Below are 25,434 nucleotides of genomic sequence, written 5' to 3'. Positions count from 1 at the left end.
CATTCAGGGAACAGTCAGATGCGTCACGACCGCTTCGGCCGCGCCCGTACATGCATCCGCTCCCCCTGCGGCCCGAACAGACTGAGGAACTCCACCGGCCCCTCCCCCGTCGACCCGAACCAGTGCGGCACGCGTGTGTCGAACTCGGCGGCCTCCCCCGCGGCCAGCACGATGTCGTGATCGCCCAGGACCATCCGCAGCCGCCCCGACATCACATACAGCCACTCGTAGCCCTCATGGGTCCGCGGCTCCGGCTCGGCCGTCTCCTGCGGCACCAGCACCTTGAAGGCCTGAAGCCCCCCGGGCTGCCGGGTGAGCGGCCAGTACGTGCGGCCATGCCGCCTGATCGGCTCGGACCGCACCCGGGGATCGCGCACCGCGGGCGCGGCCACCAGTTCGTCCAGCGCCACCTCGTGCGCCCGCGCGATCGGCAGCAGCAGTTCGAGGCTGGGCCTGCGCAGCCCCGACTCCAGCCGCGAGAGCGTGCTCACCGAGATGCCGGTCGCCTCGGAGAGGCCGGCGAGCGTGGCGCCCCGCTCCTTGCGGATGCGGCGCAGCCGTGGGCCGACCTCCGCCAGAACGTCGTCCATGTCGTCACTCATGGATGCCATTGCAGTTTCGGCAAACACATTTGTCAATGCCGCACCGCTCGGGCGACGGTCTACATGGAGGTGGTCACCATGACCGAAACGTACGAAGTGATCGTCATCGGCGGAGGGGCGGCCGGCCTGTCCGCCGCCCTCGTCCTGGGCCGCGCCCGGCGCCGCACCCTGGTGGTCGACGCGGGCGAGCCGCGCAACGCGCCCGCCGCGCACATGCAGGGCTATCTGTCCCGGGACGGCATGCCGCCGGCGCGGTTCCTGGCCGTCGGGCGGGAGGAGATCGCGCGGTACGGCGTCGAGCTGGTCCGGGACCGGGTGGTGGACGTCGAGCGCGGCGAGGACTTCGCGGTCGCGCTGGCCGGCGGCCGGCATGTGCACGCCCGGCGCCTGGTCATCGCCACCGGTCTCAAGGACGAGCTGCCGGAGGTGCCCGGCGTCGCCGAGCGCTTCGGCAAGGATGTGCTGCACTGCCCGTACTGCCACGGCTGGGAGGTCCGTGACCAGGCGTTCGGCGTGCTGGCGACCACCCCGATGAGCGTGCACCAGGCGCTGATGGTGTCGCAGTGGTCGAAGGACGTGACCTTCTTCCTGCACGAGGTCGCCGAGGCGGATCTCTCGGACGACGACCTGCGCAGGCTGGCGGCGGCCGGGGTGAAGGTGGTGCCCGGTCCGGTGGCCGAGCTGGTGACCGAGGGCGACCGGCTCACCGCGGTGCGCCTGGCCGACGGCACGGCGCACGCGCGCGAGGTGGTGTTCGTCGCGCCCCGCGCGGTGCCGCAGAACGGGCTGCTGCAGAAGCTGGGCGCCGAGTTCCAGGAGACCCCCTTCGGCGCGTACCCGGTGGTCGACCCGACCGGGCTCACCTCGGTGCCGGGCGTCTGGGCGGTCGGCAACGTGATGGGCTTCTCGGAGCAGGTCGTGAACGCGGCGGCCGGCGGTTACCGGGCAGGGGCCTTCATCAACGGGGAGCTGCTCTTCGCCGACCTTGACGCAACGCTCTGAGGGGCACGGGGAACTGCGCGACCGGCCACGACGGACCCTCAGACGATCGACGGCCCGTTTGTCCGGGTGAATACCGGCGGAGCCCGTTGCACCATGGGCTGCATGCTGCTGACCCGGCTGGCCCAAGTGTCCCGAGAGGTCGCCGCGACCTCGGCGCGGTCCCGGAAGATCGCTCTGCTGGCGGAGCTGTTCCGGGACGCCGAGGCGGACGACGTGCCGATCGTCATCCCGTATCTCGCGGGCCGACTGCCGCAGGGGCGGCTCGGCGTCGGCTGGAAGGTGCTGAGCCGCCCGGTACCGCCCGCCGCCGAGCCGGCCCTGACCGTGCGCGAGGTGGACGCCCGGCTCACCGAGCTGGGCAAGGTGTCCGGGGCCGGCTCGCAGACCGAACGAGCACGTCTGGTGGGCGAGTTGATGGGCGCGGCCACGGAGGACGAGCAGCGCTTCCTGTTCGGGCTGATCACCGGCGAGGTCCGGCAGGGCGCGCTGGACGCGGTGGCGGTGGAGGGGCTGGCGGTGGCGACCGGGGCGCCGCCCGCGGACGTACGGCGGGCGGTGATGCTCGCCGGCTCCCTCCAGAACGTCGCCCGGACGCTGCTCGCGGACGGACCGCAGGCCCTGGACCGCTTCCGGCTCACCGTCGGCCGCCCGGTCCTGCCGATGCTGGCCCACACCGCGCCCTCGGTGCCCGAGGCGGTCGGCAAGCTCGGCGCGTGCGCGGTCGAGGAGAAGCTGGACGGCGTCCGGGTCCAGCTCCACCGCGAGGGCGACACGGTACGGATCTACACCCGCACTCTCGACGACATCACCGACCGACTGCCCGAACTGACCGCGGCGGCCATGGAGTTGAGAGGGGAGCGCTTCATCCTGGACGGCGAGGTGATCGCCTTCGACGACGCGGGCCGCCCCCGCTCCTTCCAGGAGACCGCCGGCCGCGTCGGCTCCCGCGTGGACGTGGCGACGGCGGCCGAGGACGTCCCCGTCTCCCCCGTGTTCTTCGACGCCCTGTCCGTCGACGACCACGACCTGCTCGACCTGCCGTTCACCGAGCGGCACGCGGAGCTGGCCCGGCTGGTCCCCGAGCCGATGCGGGTGCGCCGCACGCTGGTGTCCGGCCCGGACGACCTCGCGCGGGCCGAGGACTTCCTCGCCGAGACGCTCGGGCGCGGCCACGAGGGCGTGGTCGTCAAGGCCCTCGACGCCCCCTACAGCGCGGGCCGGCGCGGCGCCTCCTGGCTGAAGGTGAAGCCCGTCCACACCCTCGACCTGGTGGTGCTGGCCGCCGAGTGGGGCCATGGCCGCAGGACCGGCAAGCTCTCCAACCTCCACCTGGGCGCCCGCACGGCGGACGGCGGTTTCGCCATGCTCGGCAAGACCTTCAAGGGCATGACCGACGCGCTGCTGACCTGGCAGACCGAGCGGCTCCAGGAGCTCGCCGTGGACAGCGACGGGTGGGTGGTGACCGTACGCCCCGAGCTGGTCGTCGAGATCGCCTACGACGGCCTGCAGCGCTCCACCCGCTACCCGGCCGGCGTGACCCTGCGCTTCGCCCGCGTGGTCCGCTATCGCGAGGACAAGCGGCCGGAGGAGGCCGACACGGTCGAGACCCTGCTCGCGGCCCATCCGGAGGTGAAGCCGTGACCGCGTCCCGGGCGCGGCACAGCGCGGGCCTGCTGCTCTTCCGCCGCACCGCCGACGGCCTGGAAGTGCTGCTCGGGCACATGGGCGGCCCGTTCTTCGCCAAGCGGGACGTCGGGGCATGGACGGTCCCCAAGGGCGAGTACGACCCCGACGAGCCCGCCTGGGACGCGGCCCGCCGCGAGTTCCGGGAGGAGCTGGGGCTGGCGCCGCCCGACGGGGAGGTCGTGCCGCTCGGCGAGGTCAGGCAGTCGGGCGGCAAGATCGTCACGGTGTGGGCGGTCGAGGCCGATCTCGACCCGGCGACGGTCGTGCCCGGCACGTTCGCCATGGAGTGGCCGCCCCGCTCCGGCCGGACCCAGCGGTTCCCGGAGCTGGACCGGGTCGAATGGCTCGGCCTGGACCGGGCGCGCGAGGTCGTCGTCAAGGCCCAGGCCGCGTTTCTCGACCGGCTGGCGGAGCACTCGGCCTGAGCGGCCGTACACGCGTTGCGGTCCCCACCGCGGCGCGGGAAGGTCGAAGCATCAGTCCGTTTCCAGGAGGTCGGTCATGCCCATCGCGACGGTGAACCCGGCGAACGGCGAGACGCTCAAGACGTACGAGGCCATGGGCGAGGAGGAGATCGAGCGCAGGCTCCAGCTCGCCGAGGCCACCTTCCGCACCTACCGCACGACGAGCTTCGTCGACCGCTCACGCCTCCTGCTCCAGGCCGCGAACCACCTGGACGCGGATGCCGAGGACGTGGCCCGGGTGATGACCACCGAGATGGGCAAGCCCATCACCCAGGCCCGCGCGGAGACCGCCAAGTGCGCCAAGGCGATGCGCTGGTACGCCGAACGCGCCGAGGAACTGCTCGCCGACGAGGAGCCGGCCGACTCCGACGTGAAGGACTCGGGCGCCTCGCGCGTACGGGTGCGCTACCGCCCGCTCGGGCCGATCCTCGCGGTGATGCCGTGGAACTTCCCGCTCTGGCAGGTGATCCGCTTCGCGGCCCCGGCGCTGATGGCGGGCAACGTCGGCCTGCTCAAGCACGCCTCGAACGTCCCCCAGACCGCCCTGTACATCGAGGACCTGTTCCACCGCGCGGGCTATCCGGAGGGCTGTTTCCAGACCCTGCTGATCGGCGCCGGGCAGGTGGACGACATCCTGCGCGACGACCGCGTCAAGGCGGCGACGCTGACCGGCAGCGAGCCCGCGGGCCGAGCGGTCGCCTCCACCTCCGGGGAGATGGTCAAGAAGACGGTGCTGGAGCTGGGCGGCAGCGATCCCTACGTCGTCATGCCGTCGGCCGACCTCGATCGCGCGGCGCGGATCGCCGTGACCGCGCGGGTGCAGAACACCGGGCAGTCCTGCATCGCGGCCAAGCGGTTCATCGTGCACACGGACGTCTACGACGCCTTCGCCGACCGGTTCGTCGAGGGCATGAAGGCGCTGGTGGTCGGCGACCCGATGCGGGAGGAGACGGAGGTCGGCCCGCTGTCGAGCGAGCAGGGCCGCACCGACCTGGAGGAGCTGGTCGACGACGCCAAGCGCAGCGGCGCGACCGTGCTGTGCGGCGGCCACCGGATCCGCCGGCCCGAACTGCCCGGCTGGTACTACCCGCCCACGGTGCTCGCCGACATCACCCGTGAGATGCGGATCCACCGCGAGGAGGCCTTCGGTCCGGTCGCCACGCTGTACCGGGCCGCCGATCTGGACGAGGCGGTGCTGATCGCCAACGACTCACCCTTCGGACTGAGTTCGAACGTATGGACCCGCGACGAGGCCGACGTCGACCGGTTCGTACGGGATCTGGAGGCCGGAAGCGTGTACGTCAACGGGATGACCGCGTCCCATCCGGCGTTCCCGTTCGGCGGAGTGAAGCGGTCCGGATTCGGGCGTGAGCTGTCGGGGCACGGAATCCGCGAGTTCTGCAACATCACTACGGTTTGGCAGGGTGCGTGAGCCCTGCGCGGTTACGATCCCGGGTGTGAACCGCGAAGTTACTCTGCCGCTGATCGTCGATGACCGCGGGACCTTGCAGGTGGCTGCCGCCGATGTGAGCAAGCTGCTGCGTACGGTGGGTGGTCGGTGGGTGCACCTTGTCGAGAACGGGGAGGAAGGGCTCGACGAGGACACGGTGGCCGCGCTGACGATCGAGCTGGCGAAGCTCGCCGACCGGATCGACGTGGCGTGCATCGCGCACAGCAGCGGGACTGCTCCGTAGGGGTGAGGCGCGGGGAACTGCGCGACCAGCCACGCCGAAGCCGCGGACCGCATCGCGCAGCACCTCCACGGCGCTTACCGAATCGGCATACCCGACAACGTACGGGCGATCACCAGCCGCTGGATCTCGCTCGTGCCCTCGAAGATCGTGTAGATCGCGCTGTCGCGGTGCATCCGCTCCACGGGGTACTCGCGCGTGTAGCCGTTGCCGCCCAGGATCTGTATGGCCTGAGCCGTGACCTTCTTCGCCGTCTCGCTCGCGAACAGCTTCGACATCGACCCCTCGGCCGCGGTGAACGGCTTCCCGTTGATCGCCATCCAGGACGCACGCCACACCAGAAGCCGCGCGGCGTCGATCTGCGTCCGCATCTCGGCGAGCTGGAAGGCCACGCCCTGGTTGTCGATGATCGGGCGCCCGAACTGCTCACGCGTCATCGCGTAGTCGAGGGCGACCTCGTACGCCGCCCGAGCCGTGCCCACCGCCATGGCTCCGACCGCGGGGCGGCTCGCCTCGAACGTGGCCATCGCCGCGTTCTTCACGCGCTCGCCGCCCGCCTTGGCCCGCTCGCGCGCCCGCGCCAGCCGCTCGTCCAGCTTCGCCTTGCCGCCCAGCAGGCAGGAGCCCGGGACGCGCACGTTGTCGAGGATGACCTCGGCGGTGTGCGAGGCACGGATGCCGTGCTTCTTGAACTTCTGGCCCTGGGACAGGCCCGGCGTGTTCGGCGGGATGATGAAGGACGCGTGGCCCTTGGAGCCGAGGTCCGCGTCGACGACCGCGACGACCACGTGGACGTTGGCGATGCCGCCGTTGGTCGCCCAGGTCTTCGTGCCGTTGATCACCCACTCGTCCTTGGCCTCGTCGTACACGGCACGGGTGCGCATCGAGGCGACGTCGGAGCCGGCGTCGGGCTCGGACGAGCAGAACGCGGCGAGCTTGACATCGTTGGCGTCGCCGTACATCTGGGGCACCCAGGTGCCGATCTGCTCCTCGGTGCCGTTGGCGAGGACGCCGACGGCGGCGAGACCGGTGCCGACGATCGACAGGGCGATGCCCGCGTCACCCCAGAACAGCTCCTCCATCGCCATGGGGATGCCGAGGCCGGTCGGGTCGAAGTACTGCTGGGCGTAGAAGTCGAGCGAGTAGATGCCGACCTTCGCGGCCTCCTGGATGACCGGCCAGGGAGTCTCCTCACGCTCGTCCCATTCGGCGGCCGCGGGGCGGATCACATCGGCGGCGAAACCGTGCAGCCAGTCCCGGACCTCCTTCTGTTCGTCGTTGAGCTCCATGGTGAACTCGGCCATGTCCCCTCCAGCGGCGTACGTGCATGGCAGCATGCATGTTGTTACTTGCGGTAACCCTAGTTTGTTACCGGCGAGTAGGTAAAGTCAACCCACGATGCCCGATCGGCAGCCCGTTCGATGGTTGTGGCAGGTTGGGTGTTAGTTTGCGCAGGCGTCACCGAATCAGTACGGGTGGGGAGAGCTCATGGACACCACGCAGCGGACCGATCAGCAGCGGTCCGCCGATCGCCGTCGGCGCGAGCTGCTGGAGGCCGCCGACCGGGTGGTGCTGCGCGACGGCCCACAAGCCTCGATGAACGCGATCGCGGCGGAAGCGGGCATCACAAAGCCCATTCTGTATCGGCACTTCGGCGACAAAGGCGGACTTTACGCGGCGTTGGCCAAAAGACACACGGATGCGCTCCTGGACTCGTTGCGGGCGGCGCTGGACGCTCCCGCGGACCGGCGCGAGCGGGTCGAGGCCACGCTGGACACCTACCTCGCGGCGATCGAGGCACGGCCTCAGGTGTACCGGTTCCTGATGCATCCGGCGGACGCGGGCCAGACCGGGGACCAGGGGTTCGACGTCGGCAAGCACTCGGCGCCGTTGCTCCGCAGGATGGGTGAGGAACTGGCCACCGTCATCGAGGAGCGGCTGGATCTCGGTCCCGGCAGTCAGCAGCTGGCCCGGGTGTGGGGGCACGGGATCGTCGGGATGATGCATGCCGCGGGAGACTGGTGGCTGGGGGAACGGCCGTGCACGCGCACGGAGTTGGTGCGCAGTCTGGCCGACCTGTTGTGGGGCAGGCTGGCGGCGGCGGGGGACAAGATGGGCGGCCCTGGTTTCTGAGGCGCCCTCAGGGGCGGGATCGCGTCATCTTCCCCACGGCGCTCGCGCGGCCTGCCGCAGCACCCGTCGCTTTCGCCACCCCGTGAGGTGATCGATGTACACCCGGCCCTCCAGGTGATCGCACTCGTGCTGCAGGCACCGCGCGAAGAACCCCGTCCCGTGAACGGTCACCGGCTCCCCCGCCACCGTGAACCCCTCGACCACGGCGTGGTCGTACCGCTCCGTCCCCGCCTCAAGGCCCGGCAGGGACAGACAGCCCTCCGGCCCGCGGATCACGACGCCGTCCGCCGCCACGAGCCGTGGGTTCACCACATGGCCGAGATGCCGTACGTCCTCGTCGTCGGGGCAGTCGTACACGAAGACCCGCAGCGGCTCCCCCACCTGGTTCGCCGCCAGTCCCACGCCCTGCGCGGCGTACATCGTCGCGAACAAGTCGTCCACCAGCGCCGCCAGTTCCGGGCCGAAGTCGGTGACCTCCTCGCACGGTGCGTGCAGCACGGGGCCACCGAGCAGGGTGAGGGGCCGAACACGCCCGTGTGTGCCCGGAATGGAGACATTGCGCATGGCCGCAAGGGTACGGCGATTCGGGAGTGCGAATGGATCTCGATAGGCTGACCACCACCACGTTGCCGTAGGGCTTCAGGCGCGGCTGGTACGCAAGGAGGATCGAGAACTGATGGCAGGCAACTCGGACCCGCTCACGCCGCGGGCCAAGATCGCCGTGACCGCGGGCAAGGCGGTCGCGGCGGCATCGCGCGCCGCGGGGCGCGGCAGCGGTTCGGTGATCGGTGGCCGGGTGGCACTCAAACTCGACCCCGACCTCCTCGCCAGGCTCGCCCAGAACCTGGACGTGATCCTGGTGTCGGCGACCAACGGCAAGACCACGACGACGCGGCTCATCGCGGAGGCGCTGCGGGCCGCGGGGCCGGTCGTCTCCAACGCGCTCGGCGCCAACATGCCCGCCGGCATCACCTCGGCGCTCGCGGGCAGCTCGGAGGCGCGCTACGGCGTCATCGAGGTCGACGAGAAGTACCTCGCCGGAGTCGCCCGGGACACCGACCCGAAGTGCATCGCCCTGCTCAACCTCTCCCGCGACCAGCTGGACCGGGCCGCCGAGACCCGGATGCTCGCCGAGAACTGGCGTGAGGGGCTCGCCGGTTCGAAGGCCGTGGTCGTCGCCAACTGCGACGACCCGCTGGTGGTGTGGGCCGCTTCCTCCTCGCCCAACGTGATCTGGGTCGCCGCCGGGCAGATGTGGAAGGACGACGCCTGGTCCTGCCCGTCCTGCGGCGGTGTGATGCAGCGGCCGGGGGACGACTGGTTCTGCGGTGAGTGCGGCTTCCGCCGCCCCACGCCGAGCTGGGCGCTGTCCGGGGACCACGTCCTGGACCCGCACGGTTCCGCGTGGCCCATCCACCTTCAGCTGCCCGGCCGGGCCAACAAGGCCAACGCCGCCTCCTCGGCCGCGGTGGCCGCCGTCTTCGGGGTGCCGCCGCAGGTCGCCCTGGAGCGCATGTACCAGGTGCAGGCCGTCGCCGGGCGCTACGACGTCGTGCAGTTCCAGGGACGCGATCTGCGGCTGCTGCTCGCCAAGAACCCGGCCGGCTGGCTGGAGACGTTCTCCCTGATCGACCCGCCGCCGACCCCGGTGATCCTCTCCGTGAACGCGCGCGGCGCGGACGGCACCGACACCTCCTGGCTGTGGGACGTCGACTACACCCGGCTCAGCGGGCACCCGATCTGTGTCATCGGCGACCGCAGGCTCGACCTCGCGGTGCGCCTGGAGGTCGCGGACCAGCAGTTCCAGGTCTGCGAGAACCTCGACCAGGCCGTGCAGAAGTGCCCGCCGGGCCGGATCGAGGTCATCGCCAACTACACCGCGTTCCAGGACCTGCGCCGCCGCGTCGGCAACTGACCACCGGACTTCAGGGGACTTAAGTGAGCGACAACCAACTGCGGGTCGTCTGGGTCTACCCCGACCTGCTCAGCACCTACGGCGACCAGGGCAACGTCCTCGTCGTGGAGCGCCGCGCCCGCCAGCGCGGCCTCGACGTGGCCCGGCTCGACGTGCGCAGCGACCAGCCGATCCCGACCTCCGGCGACATCTACCTCATCGGCGGCGGCGAGGACCGCCCGCAGCGGCTCGCGGCCGAGCGGCTGCGGCGCGACGGCGGTCTGAGCCGCGCCGTCGAGAACGGCGCCATCGTGTTCTCGGTGTGCGCCGGCTACCAGATCCTCGGGCACGAGTTCATCAACGACCTCGGGCAGCGCGAGCCCGGCCTCGGGCTGATCGACGTGGTGTCCGTGCGCGGCGAGGGCGAGCGGTGCGTCGGTGACGTGCTCGCCGACATCGACCCGCGCCTGGGCCTGCCTCCGCTGACCGGCTTCGAGAACCACCAGGGCGTCACCCACCTCGGCCCGACCGCCCGCCCCTTGGCCCAGGTCCGCCTGGGCAAGGGCAACGGCACGGGGGACGGCACGGAGGGCGCGTACAACGACACCGTCTTCGGCACGTACATGCACGGTCCGGTGCTCGCCCGCAATCCGCTGATCGCCGACCTGCTGCTGAAGCTGGCGCTCGACGTGAACGCGCTGCCCCCGACGGACGACCGCTGGTACGAGGCGCTGCGCAACGAGCGCATCGCAGCCGCCCAGCAGCCTGCCTGACGGCGCTCGCACACCCCGGCTCCAGCCTGTCGTCACCAGCCCGTCTGTCGGGGCGTCCGCACAGGTGAGCGGGGTCGTCCAGCAGGCGGACGCACGGTTCGGCCCCGCCCCCCGATGCCGCTAGGGTGGCGGGGATTCGAGCCGGACAGCGTGGTCCGGTCCCGGCCCACGTGAAGAAGGTTTTTCGGGCTATGCGCATTGGTGTCCTCACGTCCGGCGGCGACTGCCCCGGCCTGAACGCCGTCATCCGGTCCGTCGTGCACCGCGCCGTCGTCGACCACGGCGACGAGGTCATCGGCTTCCGGGACGGCTGGAAGGGCCTCCTGGAGTGCGACTACCTCAAGCTCGACCTCGACGCGGTGGGCGGCATCCTCGCCCGCGGCGGCACCATCCTCGGCTCCTCCCGGGTCCAGCCCTCCCATCTGCGGGACGGCGTGGAGCGGGCCAAGGGCCATGTCGCCGAGCTCGGCCTCGACGCGATCATCCCGATCGGCGGCGAGGGCACGCTCAAGGCCGCCCGGCTGATGTCGGACAGCGGCCTGCCCGTGGTGGGGGTGCCGAAGACCATCGACAACGACATCGCCGTCACGGACGTCACCTTCGGCTTCGACACCGCGGTCACCGTGGCGACCGAGGCGCTGGACCGGCTCAAGACCACCGCCGAGTCCCACCAGCGGGTACTGGTCGTCGAGGTCATGGGCCGGCACACCGGCTGGATCGCCCTGCACTCCGGCATGGCGGCCGGTGCGCACGCCGTCGTCGTACCGGAACGGCCCTTCGACATCGACGAGTTGACCCGGGTCGTCGGGAACCGGTTCCAGGCCGGCAAGCGCTTCGCGATCGTCGTCGCGGCCGAGGGGGCCAAGCCCAGGGCCGGGACCATGGAGTTCGACGAGGGCGGCAAGGACATCTACGGGCACGAGCGGTTCGCCGGGATCGCCCGCCAGCTTTCGATCGAGCTGGAGGAGCGCCTCGGCAAGGAGGCGCGGCCGGTGATTCTGGGGCATGTCCAGCGAGGCGGCACGCCCACCGCGTACGACCGGGTGCTCGCGACCCGGTTCGGGTGGCACGCGGTGGAGGCCGTGCACCGGGGTGAGTTCGGGAAGATGACGGCGCTGCGGGGGACCGACATCGAGATGGTGTCGTTGGCCGAGGCCGTTCAGACGCTGAAGACCGTTCCTCAGGACCGGTACGAAGAGGCTGAGTGCGTGCTCTGAGGAGCGCACTGTAATCGCCCCCGGTGACTGCTGTCGCCGGGGGCGGTTCTAGTCTGTGGGGGACAGACAGCGCACAACCCCCACGAATCAGGAGCCGCCGGATGGATCACAGCGGGCACGGCATGATGATGGATCTGCCGCCGTTCACGCTGGGGCGGGGGCTTGCGTGGTCCGCGGACCCGTTCTTTCTGGTGGCCTGTGTCGCGGGGCTCGCGCTGTACGCGTGGGGAGTCGTACGGCTGCGTCGGCGCGGGGACAAGTGGCCCGTGGGGCGGACGGTCTCCTATGTCATCGGTGTGCTGACCGTGCTGCTCGTCATGTGTACCGGGCTGAACGACTACGGAATGGTCATGTTCAGCGTGCACATGGTGCAGCACATGGTCATCAGCATGCTGTCGCCCATTCTGATCCTGCTGGGGGCGCCCATCACATTGGCGCTGCGCGCGCTGCCGCCCGCCGGGCGGGGGCGCAAGGGGCCGCGGGAACTGCTGCTGGCCCTGCTGCACAGCCGCTACATGCGGATCATCACGCATCCGGCGTTCACCATTCCGATGTTCATCGCGAGCCTCTACGCGCTGTACTTCACTTCGCTCTTCGACTTCCTGATGGGGTCCAAGACGGGGCACATCGCGATGATGGTGCACTTCCTCGCCGTGGGCGTGGTGTTCTTCTGGCCGATCATCGGTGTCGATCCGGGACCGCAGCGGCCGGGGTATCTGATGCGGATGCTGGAGCTGTTCGCCGGTATGCCGTTCCACGCGTTCTTCGGTATCGCGTTGATGATGGCGTCGTCGCCGATGGTCGAGACGTTCGAGAACCCGCCCGCCTCGCTCGGCATCGACGCGCTCTCCGACCAGAACGCGGCCGGCGGTATCGCCTGGGCGTTCAGTGAGGTTCCGTCCGTTCTGGTGCTGATCGCGCTGCTGTTCCAGTGGTATCGCTCGGAGCAGCGGCAGGCGCGGCGCACGGACCGGGCCGCCGACCGCGACGGCGACAAGGAACTCGAGGCGTACAACGCCTATTTGGCCTCATTGAACGCACGCGGAAACTGAGGAAACCGAAAGGCTTCGCCTTTCAGTAGCATGAAGCGCGTCGGGGGAACCGCCGGGGGGAGCGGTAATGGCGCTTCGTGTTTTCGTACGCAGGTTCGCTGTTCTGTTGGTCTTCGTACTCGCGCTGAGCGGGTGCGACCGGGACACGTCTTTGGTCGTGGTGAAGGCGGTCGCCGCGGGAGTTCCTTCGCTGGCGCCCTTCTTCGACGAGAACCAGGGGCTCGGGCGGGACGATGCGCGGCTCACCACGGCCCAGGCCGCGCACGGTGGTCTTCAGCAGGGGGACACGCCGGGGCTGTACGGGGGGTCGAAGCAGCCGGCGACCTGCGATGTCGTACGGCTGAAGGAGTTCCTCACCGATCCCGCCCATGAGCGCAAGGCGCAGGCGTGGGCAGCCGCGCTCTCCCTGGCCACGGACGGGATTCCCGGATATCTGGACCGCCTCACACCTGTTCTCCTGCGTCACGACACTCTCGTGAAGAATCACGACTACAAGAAGGGGAAGGCCGTCCCCTTCAACGCGTTGCTTCAGTCGGGAATCGCGATTCTCGTCGATGAGCAGGGCCTTCCGGCTGTGAAGTGTTCGTGCGGAAATCCGCTGCGGCCCTTCGAAGGGGACACGACCGGGATAAAGGTCGAGTTCGACGACCGTAATGCGGAATGGAAGGGATACCAGAAGTCGTCCGTGGTGGCCGTGCGACCCGCGCCGCGGAAAGTGGAGCGGCTCGCTCTCGTCGACGTCCACGAACCGGACCGGGGCATCGACCGTCCCGTCGGGACGACCGGCGGCGACGACACCTCGTTCGACACGCGCGAGCGGCGTGCGGTGCCCGACCTCGCCGGGGCGACGTTCGGGCAGGCGAGCCGGCGGCTGGCCGGCCAGGGGCTGGCGGTCGCCGCCGAGGGCGGAGGGCTGCCGCCGGACGACGCGCGGGTGACGGCGTCCGATCCGCGGGCCGGGACCGAGCTGCGGTTCGGGGAGTACGTGACGTTGAGCGTGGCCGGCGACGGCTCCGGCGGGACGGCGACCACTCCCCCGGGCTCGGGCACGCCCCGGCCGACGCGGGATCCGTCGGACTCGACGCCGTCGAAGCCGGCCGAGTCGGCAAAGCCGACGACGTCGTCCACCGCCACGCCGTCATCGCCGCCCGCGTCGACTGCGCCGCCCTCGTCTCCAGGAAGCTCCGAGTCCGCCGGCTCCGAGCCGTCCGGCCCCACGAGCAGGCCTGCGTCCACGGGAGCGTCGTCCGCGCCGCCCACCTCCGACCCACCGCCACCCCCGACCGGCTCGCCCCCGAGGACCACGAGCGCGCCCCCGACCAGCACCCCGGTCACCAGCAGCGCGCCGCCGCCCGCGACCAGTGGGCCCGCCACCACCGAACCGGCGACCGGCGCTCCCTCCACCGCCGGGCCCGGCGCGAGCACGACCGCCTAGCGACCCCGCGCGCAGCGCACCCGCAGACCCCGGGAGTCACCGGATGCCTTCAGGATCACCGACGTCGGGAGTGGGCCGGGTCATCGCCGGCCGCTATCTGCTGCTGAACCCGCTCGGCAGCGGCGGTATGGGCCATGTCTGGCTCGCGTACGACCAGAGACTGGCCTGCGAGGTCGCGCTCAAGGAGATCGTGTTCCGGGACCCGGTCGCGGCCGACCAGCGCGAGGCCCGGGTGGCCCGCGCCCGCGCGGAGGCACGGCACGCGGCGGGGCTGCGCGGGCATCCGCATGTGGTGACCGTGCACGACGTACTGGAGCACGAGGGGCTGCCGTGGATCGTCATGGAGTACGTCGAGGGCGCCGTCAACCTGCGCGACCTGATCGAACAGCGCGGCCCGCTGGCGCCCGCGGAGTGCGCCCGCATCGGGCTCGCCGTGCTGGACGCGCTGACCGCCGGGCACGAGCGGGGCGTCCTGCACCGGGACGTGAAGCCGGCGAACATCCTGCTGGCGCCGGACCGCAGCGGGGCGCCGTACGGCCGGGTGCTGCTCACCGACTACGGCATCTCGGTGCAGCCGGACGCCGGTGAGACGCGGTACACGCTGGGGTCGGTGCTCGTGGGCACGGCGGGCTATCTGGCGCCGGAGCGGATCACGGGCGGGGCGCCCACGCCGTCCACCGATCTGTTCTCGCTGGGCTGCACGCTGTACTACGGCGTCGAGGGCCGGGGCCCCTTCGAGCGCGAGTCGCATCTGGCGGAGCTCACCGCCGTGGTCATGGAGGAGCCCCGGGCGGCCTCGCGGGCCGGGGCCCTGGCGCCCGTGCTGCGAGGCCTGCTGGAGAAGGATCCGGCGCGGCGGATGTCGGCCGCGCAGGCGGAGGCGGCGCTGTCGCGGATCGTCGTCCCGGAGGCCGACGCCTACGCGCGGACCCGGACCGATCTCGGTTCGCAGCCGCACTGGGGTGGCGCGCCGCCTCCGGAGCCGGTGCCGGTGCCGGACGCGGTGGGGTTCGGCCCGCCGCCCGTGCCCGAGCGGCCGGGCAGCGGGCCTCGGACCGGCCCGCGCGTGCGCCACGCGGTCCTCGCCGGCCTGCTCGGTCTGGCGCTCGCGGGGGCCGGCGTCTGGTACGCCCTGTCCCAGCGGTCCGCAACCGCCGGGACGGAGCGGCCGTACGGTGACGCCGTCGGACTCGGTGCGCCGCTGCAGGACGGTGACTGTGTGCTCGCGGACTGGCCCGGCGCGGCCGCCTTCCGGGGCACGCCCCGGCTGAGTCTGGACCCGAGCTGCCGGGAGCGGGCGCCCGACGGGCAGGTGATGGCGTTCGTCGCCGCGGCGTCCGCCGCCGAGGCACGGCGGGAGGGGCCGGCGCAGTGCGAGGCGCGGACGGCGGAGGTCCGGGAGAAGCTGGCGGATGTGCGCGGCTTCGCCGTCGTACCGACCGAGGCGGGGTTCGAGGCCGCCGGACGGCGCACCGCCTGTCTGGTGCTGGGCGCGCACGGGCCGGTGTACGGGCCGCTGGGCGAGCACCGCGAGGTCGGGTCGGCGTTCGCGGACACGGCGACCATGCAGCGGCGGGACTGCCTGGACGTGCGCTCCCCCCGGGACGCTCGGCTGGTGTCCTGTGCCGGGGCGTACGACGAGCAGGTGCTCGGGTTCGCCCGGATGGGCGCCGATGTCACGCTGAGTGAGGCACGTACGGAGTCGGACACGGTGTGTGCCCGTCAGGTGCCGCCGCGCGACTTCGGATTCGATCCTTCCGTGTACACGGCGGGCTCCTGGACGAGCGCGGGGTCCTGGAAGTCGGGGTCTCATTTCGTCGTCTGCACCGTCCGGAAGCAGAACGGGGGCACCATGGAGGGGGACGAACCTTAGGAGGGTGTTGCGATGCCCGGTTCTACGGACAGTTCTACGAAAACGATGGGGGTGCTCACCGTCGGCGGCCTCGTCATGGTGACGGCCTACACGGTGGCGCTGGGGAGCAACGGCTGGTTGTGGTTCGGGTGGGTGGTGCTGGGTCTGATCACGCTGGGGATGGTGGTCAGCCGCAGCACCTGAGCCTCACTCCCGGGTGAGCCGCCCGGCGGAGTGCACGCCCGGCTGGTACTTCGGCAGCCGGGCGGTGACCTTCATGCCCGCGCCCAGGGCGGTCTCGATGACGAGGCCGTAGTCGTCGCCGTAGACCTGCCGGAGCCGGTCGTCGACGTTCGACAGGCCGATGCCGCCCGACGGGCTGACCTCGCCCGCGAGGATGCGGTGCAGCAGGACGGGATCCATTCCGGCGCCGTCGTCCTCGATGACGACGAGGGCCTCGGCGCCGGCGTCCTGTGCGGTGATCTGGATGTGGCACTTGTCGGCCTTGCCCTCCAGGCCGTGCTTGACGGCGTTCTCGACGAGCGGCTGCAGGCACAGGAAGGGCAGGGCGACCGGCAGTACCTCCGGGGCGATCTGGAGGGTGACGGAGAGGCGGTCGCCGAAGCGTGCCCGCACCAGCGCCAGATAGTGGTCGATGGCGTGCAGCTCGTCGGCCAGGGTGGTGAAGTCGCCGTGCTTGCGGAACGAGTAGCGGGTGAAGTCGGCGAATTCCAGGAGCAGTTCACGGGCGCGTTCGGGGTCGGTGCGCACGAAGCTGGCGATCACGGCGAGCGAGTTGAAGATGAAGTGCGGGGAGATCTGGGCCCGCAGCGCCTTGATCTCGGCCTCGATCAGCCGGGTGCGGGACTGGTCCAGGTCGGCCAGCTCCAGCTGCACGGACACCCAGCGGGCCACCTCGCCCGCCGCGCGGACGAGCACCGCCGACTCGCGGGGCGCGCAGGCGACGAGGGCGCCGTGCACACGGTCGTCGACGGTGAGCGGGGCGACGACCGCCCAGCGCACCGGGCAGTCGGGGGTGTCGCAGGTGAGCGGAAAGGCCTCGCCGCGGCCCGAGTCGAGGGGGCCGGCGAGGAGTTCCATGATCTCCGTGCGGTGATGGCCGCCGATCCCGTCCCAGACCAGGACGTCCTTCTCGTCCGTCAGGCACAGCGCGTCGGTGCCGAGGAGTGAGCGCAGCCGACGGGCCGATCTGCGGGCGGTCTCCTCCGTGAGGCCGGCCCGCAGCGGGGGTGCGGCGAGCGAGGCGGTGTGCAGGGTCTCGAAGGTGGCGTGCTCGACGGGGGTGCCGAGGTCGCCGAGGGTCTCGGGGCGGGCGGTGCGCCGGCCGAGCCAGAAGCCGGCGGCGAGCAGCGGGAGGATCGCCACGCACAGGCCCGCGATGAATCCGCTCACGCCTTCACCTCCGCCCGCAGCTCCTCCGGCAGATGGAACCGCGCCAGGATCGCCGCAGTGCCGGGCGGCACCCGGCCCGGGGTGGCCAGGGACACCAGGACCATCGTGAGGAAGCCCAGCGGCACCGACCAGAGCGCGGGCCAGGCGAGCAGCGCGTGCAGCGCGCCGGACCCCGGGAAGCCGGCCATCGTCGCCGCCACGGCGAGCAGTGCGGAGCCGCCGCCCACCAGCATCCCGGCGGCGGCGCCCGGTGGGGTGAGCCGGCGCCACCAGATGCCGAGGACGAGCAGCGGGCAGAAGGAGGACGCCGACACCGCGAAGGCGAGGCCCACCGCGTCGGCGACGGGCAGCCCGCCGACCAGGACGCTCGCTGCGAGCGGTACGGCCATGGCGATGACGGTGCCGAGCCGGAAGTGCCGTACGCCGCGCGAGGGGAGCACGTCCTGGGTGAGCACGCCCGCGACGGCCATGGTCAGGCCGGACGCCGTGGACAGGAACGCGGCGAAGGCGCCGCCCGCGACCAGCGCGCCGAGCAGGTCCCCGCCCAGGCCGCCGATCACGCGGTCGGGCAGCAGCAGGGCGGCGGCGTCCGCGTCGCCGGTGAGGGTGAGTTCGGGGGCGTAGAGGCGGCCGAGGGCGCCATAGACGGGCGGCAGGAGGTAGAAGGCGCCGATCAGGCCGAGCACGGCGACGGTGGTGCGGCGGGCGGCGACGCCGTGCGGGCTGGTGTAGAAGCGCACGACGACGTGCGGCAGACCCATGGTGCCGAGGAAGGTGGCGAGGATCAGTCCGTACGTGGCGTACAGCGGGCGTTCGCCGCGGCTCTCGGCCAGCGACGGGGACAGTCCGCCGCCGGCGCTGCGGTCGCGTTCGGGGACCTCGGCGCCCTCGGCGAAGGTCAGGCGGGTGCCGGCCTCGATGCGGTGGGTGCCGGCGGGGAGTTCGAGCCGGTCGTCCTCGTGGTCGCGGCCGTCGATCGTGCCGCTGACGGTGACGGACAGCGGGCGGTCGAGCTTGAGCTTGAGGGAGTCGTCGACGCGGACGACTCGCTGCTCGCGGAAGGTCGCCGGTTCGTCGAAGGCATGGCGGGGGGCGCCGTCGCCCTGCCAGGCGAGGATCAGGAAGAGGGCCGGGACGAGCAGGGCGGTGAGTTTGAGCCAGTACTGGAAGGCCTGTACGAAGGTGATGCTGCGCATGCCGCCCGCGGCGACGATGGCGACCACGACGACCGCGACGATCACTCCGCCGAGCGAGTCGGGCGCGCCGGCCAGCACGGTCAGCGTCAGTCCGGCGCCCTGGAGCTGGGGCAGCAGATACAGCCAGCCGGTGCCGACGACGAAGGCGCCCGCGAGGCGCCGCACCGCCTGGGAGGACAGGCGGGCCTCGGCGAAGTCGGGGAGCGTGTAGGCGCCGGAGCGGCGCAGCGGGGCCGCGACGAACAGCAGCAGGACCAGGTAGCCGGCGGTGTAGCCGACCGGGTACCAGAGCATGTCGGGGCCCTGGACGAGGACCAGGCCCGCGATGCCGAGGAAGGAGGCGGCGGAGAGGTACTCGCCGCTGATCGCGGCCGCGTTGAGGCGGGGGCCGACGGTGCGGGAGGCGACGTAGAAGTCGGAGGTGGTGCGGGAGATGCGCAGGCCGAAGGCGCCGACGAGGACGGTCGCGAGGACGACCAGGGCGACGGCGGGGACGGCGTAGCCGGAGTTCATCGGTCCTCTACGAGGCGTACGAAGTCCCGCTCGTTGCGTTCGGCGCGCCGGACGTACCAGCGGGCGAGCAGGACCAGCGGGGCGTAGAGGCCGAAGCCGAGGACCAGCCATACCAGGCCGCGGGCGTCCGGCATGGCGGCGAACAGCAGGGGCAGGGGGCCGATGAGCAGGCCGAGGACCGCGAACACGGTGAGGCCGGCGCGCAGCTGGGTGCGCATCAGGGAGCGGACGTAGGTGTGGCCGAGGGTGGTCTGCTCGTCGATCTCGGTGCGGGGGCGGTAGTAGCCGGAGACGGGGCGGGTGCGCCGGGGCGGGCCGGTGACGACGACGCGGCGTTCGGCGGGGCTCTGGGGCATCGTCACGGCCTCCTCATGAGCAGGTCCCGCAGCTCGCGCGCGTGTCGGCGGCTGACCTGGAGTTCCTCGGAGCCGACCATGACGCTGACGGTGCCCGCGTCCAGGCGGAGCTCGCCGATGTGGCGCAGGGCGACGAGGTGGCGGCGGTGGATGCGGACGAAGCCGCGGGAGCGCCAGCGCTCCTCCAGGGTCGACAGGGGGATGCGGACGAGGTGGCTGCCCCTGTCGGTGTGCAGACGGGCGTAGTCGCCCTGGGCCTCGACGTGGGTGATGTCGTCGACGGCGACGAAGCGGGTCACGCCGCCGAGCTCGACCGGGATGTGGTCGGGGTCGGGTTCGCTCACGGGTATTCGGGGCGCGGTGTCACGGGGCTCGGCGCCACGCAGTTCGACGACGCGGCGGACGGCCTCCGCGAGGCGCTCCTTGCGCACCGGCTTGAGCACGTAGTCGACGGCCTTGAGGTCGAAGGCGTGGACGGCGAAGTCCTCGTGGGCGGTGACGAACACCACGAGCGGCGGCTTGGCGAGGCCGGTGAGCAGCCGGGCCAGGTCCAGGCCGTCGAGGCCGGGCATGTTGATGTCGAGGAAGACGACGTCGATCGACTCCGGGCCGTCGGGTCCCGACTCCAGGGCGCGGTTGATCCGGCGCAGCGCCTCGGTCGCGTCGCCGGCGCCCTCCGCGCTGCCGATGCGCGGGTCCGCGTTCAGCAGGTACAGCAGCTCCTCCAGCGAGGGGCGTTCGTCGTCGACAGCCAGGGCGCGCAGCATGAACGGGAGTGTAAGAGCAATGGGCGCGCCTGGACATGTGGGCTGCGTACACGTTCGCGCTGGGTGTCGTGCCGCTTACAGTGCCCTCATGAACAGCGGCGCGGCCTCTTTCGACGAACTCGACCGGAAGATCATCACGGCCCTGATGGCGAACGCCCGGACGAGTTTCGCCGAGATCGGCACGAGCGTCGGGCTGTCGGCGACGGCGGTCAAGCGGCGCGTGGACCGGCTGCGCGACACCGGGGTGATCACCGGGTTCACGGCCACGGTCAAGCCGTCGGCGCTGGGCTGGCGTACGGAGGCGTATGTCGAGGTCTACTGCGAGGGGGCGGCCCCGCCGCGGCGGCTGGCGGAGGTGGTCCGCAACCATCCGGAGATCACGGCGGCGATGACCGTGACGGGGGGCGCGGACGCGCTGCTGCATGTGCGGGCGCGGGATGTGGAGCACTTCGAGGAGGTGCTGGAGCGCATCCGGGTCGAGCCGTTCATCCGCAAGACGATCAGCGTGATGGTGCTGTCCCATCTCATCCCGGAGAGCCCCGAGGCGGGCGCCAGCCAGCCCGTGCCGAACGACGCAGCACACGTGCGCCGACCGGCCTGAAGACGCAGCATTCCTGCGTGGACACGCAATACTGGTTTCTTGTCGCTCGTCGACGTCGCTTCCTACCTTGGTCTCAATCCTCATCGACACCGTAGGAAGCGGAGGAACCCCTCTGTGCCCGAAACCCGTGTGCCGCGCCGGCGGCGCTTCCTCGTCTGCGAACCCAGACACTTCGCCGTGCAGTACGCGATCAACCCCTGGATGCAGCCCGACGTCCGGGTGGACGTCGATCTGGCCCAGGAGCAGTGGCAGGCGCTGATCCACGCCTACCGTTCCCACGACCACGCGGTCGACACCCTGGAGCCGGTCGCCGGTCTCCCCGACATGGTGTTCGCCGCGAACTCGGCGGTCGTCGTCGGCGGCCGCGTCTTCGGATCCCTGTTCCACGCGCCCGAGCGCCGCCCGGAGTCCACGCACTACGAGACGTGGTTCAAGACGGCGGGCTTCGACGTGTACCGGCCCGAGTCGGTGTGCGAGGGCGAGGGCGACCTGGTCTGGACGGGCCGCTATGTGCTCGCCGGCACCGGTTTCCGCACCACCCGGGACGCGCACCGCGAGGTGCAGGAGTTCTTCGGCCACCCGGTGATCAGCCTGACGCTGGTGGACCCGTACTTCTACCACCTGGACACGGCGTTGTTCGTGCTCGATAACGACAACATCGCCTACTACCCGGAGGCGTTCTCGCCGGGCAGCCGTGAGGTGCTCGCGCGGCTGTACCCGGAGGCGGTGCTCGCCACCCGCGACGACGCGGCGGCGTTCGGCCTGAACTCCGTGTCCGACGGCCGCCATGTCTTCATCGCGCCGCAGGCCGAGGCGCTCGCCGCCCGGCTTGACGAGCGCGGCTATGTCCCCGTCCCCGTCGACCTGTCGGAGTTCCGCAAGGCCGGCGGTGGCATCAAGTGCTGCACCCAGGAGATCCGCTCATGACCGCGCCCGCGCAGACCCGTTCGTCCACCGATCTGATCCGCGCCGAGGAACCGGTCCTGGCGCACAACTACCACCCGCTGCCCGTGGTCGTCGCACGTGCCGAGGGCACCTGGGTGGAGGACGTGGAGGGCCGCCGCTACCTCGACATGCTGGCGGGCTACTCGGCGCTGAACTTCGGGCACCGCCATCCGGCGCTGACCGAGGCGGCGCACAGCCAGCTCGACCGGCTGACCCTGACGTCCCGGGCGTTCCACAACGACAGGCTCGCGGAGTTCGCCGAGCGGCTCGCGGCGCTGACCGGCCTGGACATGGTGCTGCCGATGAACACGGGCGCCGAGGCCGTGGAGAGCGGCATCAAGGTGGCCCGCAAGTGGGCGTACGAGGTGAAGGGCGTCCCGGCGGACCGGGCGACGATCGTGGTGGCGGCCGAGAACTTCCACGGCCGTACGACGACGATCGTGTCGTTCTCCACGGACGAGACCGCGCGGCAGGGCTTCGGCCCCTTCACGCCGGGCTTCCGGATCGTGCCGTACAACGATCTGCCGGCGCTGGAGGCGGCGATCGACGAGACGACGGCGGCGGTGCTGCTGGAGCCGATCCAGGGCGAGGCGGGTGTCCTCATCCCCGACCACGGCTATCTGGCCGGGGTGCGGGAGCTGACCAGCCGCAAGGGCTGCCTGTTCATGGCGGACGAGATCCAGTCGGGGCTCGGCCGCACGGGCCGTACGCTCGCCGTCGAGCACGAGTCGGTCGTGCCGGACGTGCTGCTGCTGGGCAAGGCGCTGGGCGGCGGGATCGTGCCGGTGTCGGCGGTGGTGGCCCGCCGGGAGGTGCTCGGCGTCCTGCGGCCGGGCGAGCACGGCTCGACGTTCGGCGGCAACCCGCTGGCCGCGGCGGTCGGCACGGCCGTGGTCGGACTGCTGGAGACGGGCGAGTTCCAGCGCCGGGCCGCGGAGCTGGGCGTGGTCCTGCGGGGCGGCCTGTCGGCGCTGCTGGGCAAGGGCGTCGTCGGCTTCCGGGCGCGGGGCCTGTGGGCGGGCGTCGACATCGACCCGGAGGCCGGCACGGGCCGCGAGATCGGCGAGCGCCTGCTCCGGGAGGGGGTCCTGGTCAAGGACACCCACGGCTCCACGATCCGGCTGGCTCCCCCGCTGACGATCACCGCGGAGGAGCTGACGGAGGCGCTGGGGGCGCTGGAGAAGGTACTGGCGTAGATCGGCGTGGCTCGGCGGCCCGGTTCCCGGCGCGGGAGCCGGGCCGCCGGACACCCGCCCTCTGATTTGCCGCCCCTGCTCCGCACCCTCCCGGCCCCCGCAAAGAGGCGGGGGTGAGTGGAAGGGTGAAGATGGGGACAAGAGGTGGTAGACCGCTCTCAGCGACAGAGAGGTCGGCCGTGGGCACTTTCGAGGAGCAGGGCGTTGACCGGCAGTGGTTCGACGTGGCGGACGCTGCGGCCCTGCTGCTCGACGCCCGGGGGCGGGTGACGGGCTGGACCAGGGACGCGGAGCGGCTGCTGGACTACCCCGCGGCCGAGGCGGTGGGCGCGAAGGCCGGTCGTCTGCTGACCGCCGAGGACGCGCTGCGGCTGGCCGACGTCGAGCGGCAGTGTCGCAGGGACGGCGGCTGGGCGGGGCTGCTGACCGCGGTACGCCGGGGCGGGGAGCCGGTCAGGGTGATGGTGCGGGTCACCTCGGCGCAGGGGCCGCCCGGGCCGTCGCGCTGGCTGGTGCTGCTGTCCGAGATGGGCGACGCCCCGGGGTGGGCCATGAGCCGGCCGGTGCTGGAGCAGATGGTCGCCGGATCGCCCGTCGGGATAGCGATCGTGGACACCGATCTGCGGTACGTGTGGTCGAACGCGGCCCTGGAGCAGTTCGGCGGCGGCCCGGCGAGGAACCGGCTGGGGATGCGGCTGGCCGACGTCCAGCCGGGCCTGGACGCCGAGTCGATCGAGGCGCAGATGAAGCGCGTGCTGGAGACCGGGGATCCGGTGGTGGGGTACGAGCATGTGGGCCTCGTGCAGTCGGCACCGCACCGCGAGACGGCGCACATGATGTCGTTCACCCGGCTCGACGACGAGCACGGCAGTCCGATGGGCGTGTACTACACGGTCGTCGACATCAGCGAGCGGCACCGCGCCCGGCAGCGCCTCGCCCTGCTCGACCGGGCCGGGGAGTGCATCGGCCGCAGCCTGGACATCATGCAGACCGCGCAGGAGCTGTCCGATGTGGCGGTGCCGACGTTCGCCGACTTCGTCGCCGTCGACCTGCTGGAGTCGGTGCTGGCGGGCGCCGAGCTCGCCCCGGGGACGCCGGGCGACGCGGCCGATGTGCCGCTGCGCCGCGCGGGGCACCAGTCGGTGAACGAGAACGTCCCGGAGGCCGTCGTCGCGATCGGCGAGGTGGCCGCCTACCACGCCGGTTCCCCGCCGATCCACGCCCTGACGACGGGCATGTCCTGGCGTCAGGAGCGTCTCGATCCGCTCGCCAGGGAGTGGGCCACCGGCATACCCGGCGGCCGGGAGGCGACCTTCCTGGAGCTGGGGCTGCACAGCGTGTTGATCGTTCCGATCCGAGCCCGGGGCGTCACCCTCGGCGTGACGACGTTCTTCCGGCGCCGCCGCCAGGACCCCTTCGACGAGGACGACCTGACCCTCGCCGAGGACCTGGTCTCGCGCGCGGCCGTCTGCGTGGACAACGCCCGCCGCTACACCCGCGAGCGCGACGCCGCGCTGGTCCTGCAGCGCAGTCTGCTCCCGCACCGGCTGCCCGAGCAGGACGCGGTGGAGGTCGCCGCCTGCTACCGCCCGGCGGACGAGCTGACCGGCCTCGGCGGCGACTGGTACGACCTGATCACCCTGTCCGGCGGCCGGGTCGCCCTGGTGGTGGGCGAGGTGCCGGGGCACGGCATCGACGCCGCCGCGGCGATGGGCCGGCTGCGCACCGCCGTACGGACTCTCGCCGCGCTGGACCTGCCGCCCGAGGAGGTGCTCGCCCACCTGGACGACCTGGTGGCGCGGTCGGCCCGCGAGGAGGGTGTCGAGGCGGGCGCGGAGGAGGCCGCCATCGCCCAGTCCGTGGGCTCCGGATGCGTGTACGTCGTCTACGACCCGGTCGACGGGCAGTGCACCATGGCGGCCGCGGGCCATCCGGCGCCGGCCGTCGTGCTGCCCGACGGCGACGTCACCTTCGTCGACCTTCCGCAGGGGGCGCCGCTGGGGGTGGGCGGCCCCCCGTTCGAGTCGGTCGAGCTGGCCCTGGCGGCGGGCAGCACGCTCGCCCTGCACACCGACGGGCTGCTGGCACGCGAGGAGGGCGACGGGGTGGTGGACGCCGACCGGGACCGGTTGCGGCGGGCTCTGGAGCGGCGCGCGGACACCCTCGACCTGCGCTGCCGGGCGGTGGTCGACGCGCTGGTGCCGGCCCGTCCGCACGACGACGTGGCGCTGCTGATGGCCCGCACCCGGCTGCTCGGCGCCGAGCAGGTCGCCGACTGGGATCTGCCCGCCGACCCGGCCGCCGTCGCCACCGCCCGCAAGACGGCCACCCGGCTGCTGGCCGAATGGGGCCTGGAGGAGCTGGCGTTCACCACAGAACTGGTGGTCAGCGAGCTGGTCACCAATGCGATCCGGTACGCCGCGGGGCCCATCCGGCTGCGCCTGATCAAGGAGCGCGCGCTGGTCTGCGAGGTCTTCGACGGCGGCGCCACCGCCCCGCATCTGCGTCATCCGCGCACCACCGACGAGGGCGGCCGCGGGCTGCTGCTGGTGTCCCAGGTCACCCAGCGGTGGGGCACGCGCTTCGTCCCCGAGGGGAAGATCATCTGGGCCGAGCAGCCCCTGACGGATCCCTCGCCATGAGATC

At 71.8% G+C, this 25,434-nt stretch carries 24 protein-coding genes; 17 read left to right on the top strand and 7 right to left on the bottom strand.

Annotated features, from left to right (window positions below; genetic code table 11):
- Positions 1-23: 23 nt before the first annotated feature.
- On the bottom strand, positions 24-602 hold the full coding sequence (locus IM697_RS17025) for a helix-turn-helix domain-containing protein (protein WP_194048537.1): 579 nt from the start codon (positions 600-602) through the stop codon (positions 24-26).
- Positions 603-680: 78 nt separating this feature from the next.
- On the opposite strand from IM697_RS17025, the gene IM697_RS17020 reads away from it, so the two are divergent.
- From IM697_RS17020 to IM697_RS17000, 5 genes are all read left to right on the top strand, one after another.
- Entirely contained in the window at positions 681-1,604 is a 924-nt protein-coding gene (locus IM697_RS17020; RefSeq protein WP_194048536.1) for an NAD(P)/FAD-dependent oxidoreductase, read from the top strand.
- Positions 1,605-1,706: 102 nt separating this feature from the next.
- Positions 1,707-3,245 (top strand): ATP-dependent DNA ligase, encoded by a 1,539-nt coding sequence (locus IM697_RS17015; RefSeq protein WP_194048535.1) that lies wholly within the window; start codon positions 1,707-1,709, stop codon positions 3,243-3,245.
- Positions 3,242-3,715: an NUDIX hydrolase gene (locus tag IM697_RS17010; protein ID WP_194048534.1), complete on the top strand. Its 474-nt coding sequence runs from the start codon at positions 3,242-3,244 to the stop codon at positions 3,713-3,715. Before IM697_RS17015 ends, IM697_RS17010 begins: the two co-directional genes overlap by 4 nt.
- 76 nt (positions 3,716-3,791) lie before the next feature.
- On the top strand, positions 3,792-5,186 hold the full coding sequence (locus IM697_RS17005) for an NADP-dependent succinic semialdehyde dehydrogenase (protein WP_194048533.1): 1,395 nt from the start codon (positions 3,792-3,794) through the stop codon (positions 5,184-5,186).
- Between the two features lie 25 nt (positions 5,187-5,211).
- Complete coding sequence (locus IM697_RS17000) at positions 5,212-5,448, top strand: DUF6213 family protein (protein WP_194048532.1); 237 nt, start codon at positions 5,212-5,214, stop codon at positions 5,446-5,448.
- A 74-nt stretch (positions 5,449-5,522) separates the two neighbouring features.
- On the opposite strand, the gene IM697_RS16995 is transcribed toward IM697_RS17000, so the two are convergent.
- A complete protein-coding gene (locus tag IM697_RS16995; protein ID WP_194048531.1) occupies positions 5,523-6,749 on the bottom strand; it encodes an acyl-CoA dehydrogenase family protein in 1,227 nt (408 codons plus the stop codon).
- Positions 6,750-6,933: 184 nt separating this feature from the next.
- Here IM697_RS16995 and IM697_RS16990 point away from each other — a divergent pair, with 184 nt between their 5' ends.
- Entirely contained in the window at positions 6,934-7,578 is a 645-nt protein-coding gene (locus IM697_RS16990; RefSeq protein WP_194048530.1) for a TetR/AcrR family transcriptional regulator, read from the top strand.
- Between the two features lie 24 nt (positions 7,579-7,602).
- Here the strand turns inward: IM697_RS16990 and def are convergent, their stop codons facing one another.
- Complete coding sequence (gene def / locus IM697_RS16985) at positions 7,603-8,142, bottom strand: peptide deformylase (RefSeq protein WP_194048529.1); 540 nt, start codon at positions 8,140-8,142, stop codon at positions 7,603-7,605.
- A gap of 112 nt (positions 8,143-8,254) precedes the next feature.
- On the opposite strand from def, the gene IM697_RS16980 reads away from it, so the two are divergent.
- From IM697_RS16980 to IM697_RS16950, 7 genes are all read left to right on the top strand, one after another.
- The gene (locus IM697_RS16980; RefSeq protein WP_194048528.1) at positions 8,255-9,493 is read left to right on the top strand and encodes a MurT ligase domain-containing protein; all 1,239 of its coding nucleotides are present in this window, start codon (positions 8,255-8,257) and stop codon (positions 9,491-9,493) included.
- A gap of 23 nt (positions 9,494-9,516) precedes the next feature.
- The gene (locus IM697_RS16975) at positions 9,517-10,245 is read left to right on the top strand and encodes a type 1 glutamine amidotransferase (RefSeq protein ID WP_194048527.1); all 729 of its coding nucleotides are present in this window, start codon (positions 9,517-9,519) and stop codon (positions 10,243-10,245) included.
- Between the two features lie 191 nt (positions 10,246-10,436).
- Entirely contained in the window at positions 10,437-11,462 is a 1,026-nt protein-coding gene (locus IM697_RS16970) for a 6-phosphofructokinase (RefSeq protein ID WP_194048526.1), read from the top strand.
- Positions 11,463-11,563: 101 nt separating this feature from the next.
- A complete protein-coding gene (locus IM697_RS16965) occupies positions 11,564-12,514 on the top strand; it encodes a cytochrome c oxidase assembly protein (RefSeq protein WP_194049742.1) in 951 nt (316 codons plus the stop codon).
- 67 nt (positions 12,515-12,581) lie between these two features.
- A complete protein-coding gene (locus IM697_RS16960; protein ID WP_194048525.1) occupies positions 12,582-13,949 on the top strand; it encodes a PASTA domain-containing protein in 1,368 nt (455 codons plus the stop codon).
- 43 nt (positions 13,950-13,992) lie between these two features.
- Positions 13,993-15,822 (top strand): serine/threonine-protein kinase, encoded by a 1,830-nt coding sequence (locus IM697_RS16955; RefSeq protein ID WP_194048524.1) that lies wholly within the window; start codon positions 13,993-13,995, stop codon positions 15,820-15,822.
- A gap of 45 nt (positions 15,823-15,867) precedes the next feature.
- Positions 15,868-16,005, top strand: a complete 138-nt coding sequence (locus IM697_RS16950; RefSeq protein ID WP_194050166.1) for a hypothetical protein — start codon at positions 15,868-15,870, stop codon at positions 16,003-16,005.
- Positions 16,006-16,008: 3 nt separating this feature from the next.
- Here the strand turns inward: IM697_RS16950 and IM697_RS16945 are convergent, their stop codons facing one another.
- Genes IM697_RS16945 through IM697_RS16930 form a run of 4 tightly spaced genes read right to left on the bottom strand, consistent with a single transcriptional unit; the run spans position 16,009 to position 20,046 of the window.
- The gene (locus IM697_RS16945) at positions 16,009-17,214 is read right to left on the bottom strand and encodes a sensor histidine kinase (protein ID WP_194048523.1); all 1,206 of its coding nucleotides are present in this window, start codon (positions 17,212-17,214) and stop codon (positions 16,009-16,011) included.
- Positions 17,211-18,923 carry a sodium/solute symporter gene (locus IM697_RS16940; RefSeq protein WP_194048522.1) on the bottom strand — a complete coding sequence of 571 codons (1,713 nt, stop codon included), beginning with the start codon at positions 18,921-18,923 and terminating at the stop codon, positions 17,211-17,213. Before IM697_RS16940 ends, IM697_RS16945 begins: the two co-directional genes overlap by 4 nt.
- Positions 18,920-19,279 (bottom strand): hypothetical protein, encoded by a 360-nt coding sequence (locus IM697_RS16935; protein WP_194048521.1) that lies wholly within the window; start codon positions 19,277-19,279, stop codon positions 18,920-18,922. The genes IM697_RS16940 and IM697_RS16935 overlap by 4 nt, the downstream gene beginning before the upstream one ends.
- A 2-nt stretch (positions 19,280-19,281) precedes the next feature.
- A complete protein-coding gene (locus tag IM697_RS16930) occupies positions 19,282-20,046 on the bottom strand; it encodes a LytR/AlgR family response regulator transcription factor (RefSeq protein ID WP_194048520.1) in 765 nt (254 codons plus the stop codon).
- Positions 20,047-20,134: 88 nt separating this feature from the next.
- Here IM697_RS16930 and IM697_RS16925 point away from each other — a divergent pair, with 88 nt between their 5' ends.
- From IM697_RS16925 to IM697_RS16910, 4 genes are all read left to right on the top strand, one after another.
- On the top strand, positions 20,135-20,647 hold the full coding sequence (locus IM697_RS16925) for an Lrp/AsnC family transcriptional regulator (protein ID WP_194048519.1): 513 nt from the start codon (positions 20,135-20,137) through the stop codon (positions 20,645-20,647).
- A gap of 114 nt (positions 20,648-20,761) precedes the next feature.
- Positions 20,762-21,574, top strand: coding sequence for a dimethylargininase (gene ddaH / locus IM697_RS16920; protein WP_194048518.1), 813 nt, complete (start codon positions 20,762-20,764; stop codon positions 21,572-21,574).
- A complete protein-coding gene (gene rocD, locus IM697_RS16915; RefSeq protein WP_194048517.1) occupies positions 21,571-22,788 on the top strand; it encodes an ornithine--oxo-acid transaminase in 1,218 nt (405 codons plus the stop codon). Before ddaH ends, rocD begins: the two co-directional genes overlap by 4 nt.
- A 179-nt stretch (positions 22,789-22,967) precedes the next feature.
- On the top strand, positions 22,968-25,430 hold the full coding sequence (locus tag IM697_RS16910) for a SpoIIE family protein phosphatase (RefSeq protein WP_194048516.1): 2,463 nt from the start codon (positions 22,968-22,970) through the stop codon (positions 25,428-25,430).
- Positions 25,431-25,434 lie beyond the last annotated feature (4 nt).

The organism is Streptomyces ferrugineus (assembly GCF_015160855.1).
In the GTDB taxonomy this organism is placed as follows: Bacteria; Actinomycetota; Actinomycetes; order Streptomycetales; family Streptomycetaceae; genus Streptomyces; species Streptomyces ferrugineus.
This window is presented reverse-complemented; position numbering and strand designations above follow the sequence as displayed.

What these genes read in the sequence shown, in the direction of transcription:
- IM697_RS16935 (WP_194048521.1), bottom strand. Translation starts at nt 19,279, where the DNA reads ATGCCCCAGAGCCCCGCCGAACGCCGCGTCGTCGTCACCGGCCCGCCC.
- IM697_RS17015 (WP_194048535.1), top strand. Translation starts at nt 1,707, where the DNA reads ATGCTGCTGACCCGGCTGGCCCAAGTGTCCCGAGAGGTCGCCGCGACC.
- IM697_RS17020 (WP_194048536.1), top strand. Translation starts at nt 681, where the DNA reads ATGACCGAAACGTACGAAGTGATCGTCATCGGCGGAGGGGCGGCCGGC.
- IM697_RS16980 (WP_194048528.1), top strand. Translation starts at nt 8,255, where the DNA reads ATGGCAGGCAACTCGGACCCGCTCACGCCGCGGGCCAAGATCGCCGTG.
- IM697_RS17025 (WP_194048537.1), bottom strand. Translation starts at nt 602, where the DNA reads ATGAGTGACGACATGGACGACGTTCTGGCGGAGGTCGGCCCACGGCTG.
- def (WP_194048529.1), bottom strand. Translation starts at nt 8,142, where the DNA reads ATGCGCAATGTCTCCATTCCGGGCACACACGGGCGTGTTCGGCCCCTC.
- IM697_RS16955 (WP_194048524.1), top strand. Translation starts at nt 13,993, where the DNA reads ATGCCTTCAGGATCACCGACGTCGGGAGTGGGCCGGGTCATCGCCGGC.
- IM697_RS16995 (WP_194048531.1), bottom strand. Translation starts at nt 6,749, where the DNA reads ATGGCCGAGTTCACCATGGAGCTCAACGACGAACAGAAGGAGGTCCGG.
- rocD (WP_194048517.1), top strand. Translation starts at nt 21,571, where the DNA reads ATGACCGCGCCCGCGCAGACCCGTTCGTCCACCGATCTGATCCGCGCC.
- IM697_RS16960 (WP_194048525.1), top strand. Translation starts at nt 12,582, where the DNA reads ATGGCGCTTCGTGTTTTCGTACGCAGGTTCGCTGTTCTGTTGGTCTTC.
- IM697_RS16925 (WP_194048519.1), top strand. Translation starts at nt 20,135, where the DNA reads ATGAACAGCGGCGCGGCCTCTTTCGACGAACTCGACCGGAAGATCATC.
- IM697_RS16990 (WP_194048530.1), top strand. Translation starts at nt 6,934, where the DNA reads ATGGACACCACGCAGCGGACCGATCAGCAGCGGTCCGCCGATCGCCGT.
- IM697_RS16930 (WP_194048520.1), bottom strand. Translation starts at nt 20,046, where the DNA reads ATGCTGCGCGCCCTGGCTGTCGACGACGAACGCCCCTCGCTGGAGGAG.
- IM697_RS17005 (WP_194048533.1), top strand. Translation starts at nt 3,792, where the DNA reads ATGCCCATCGCGACGGTGAACCCGGCGAACGGCGAGACGCTCAAGACG.
- IM697_RS16970 (WP_194048526.1), top strand. Translation starts at nt 10,437, where the DNA reads ATGCGCATTGGTGTCCTCACGTCCGGCGGCGACTGCCCCGGCCTGAAC.
- IM697_RS16965 (WP_194049742.1), top strand. Translation starts at nt 11,564, where the DNA reads ATGGATCACAGCGGGCACGGCATGATGATGGATCTGCCGCCGTTCACG.
- IM697_RS16940 (WP_194048522.1), bottom strand. Translation starts at nt 18,923, where the DNA reads ATGAACTCCGGCTACGCCGTCCCCGCCGTCGCCCTGGTCGTCCTCGCG.
- IM697_RS16950 (WP_194050166.1), top strand. Translation starts at nt 15,868, where the DNA reads ATGGGGGTGCTCACCGTCGGCGGCCTCGTCATGGTGACGGCCTACACG.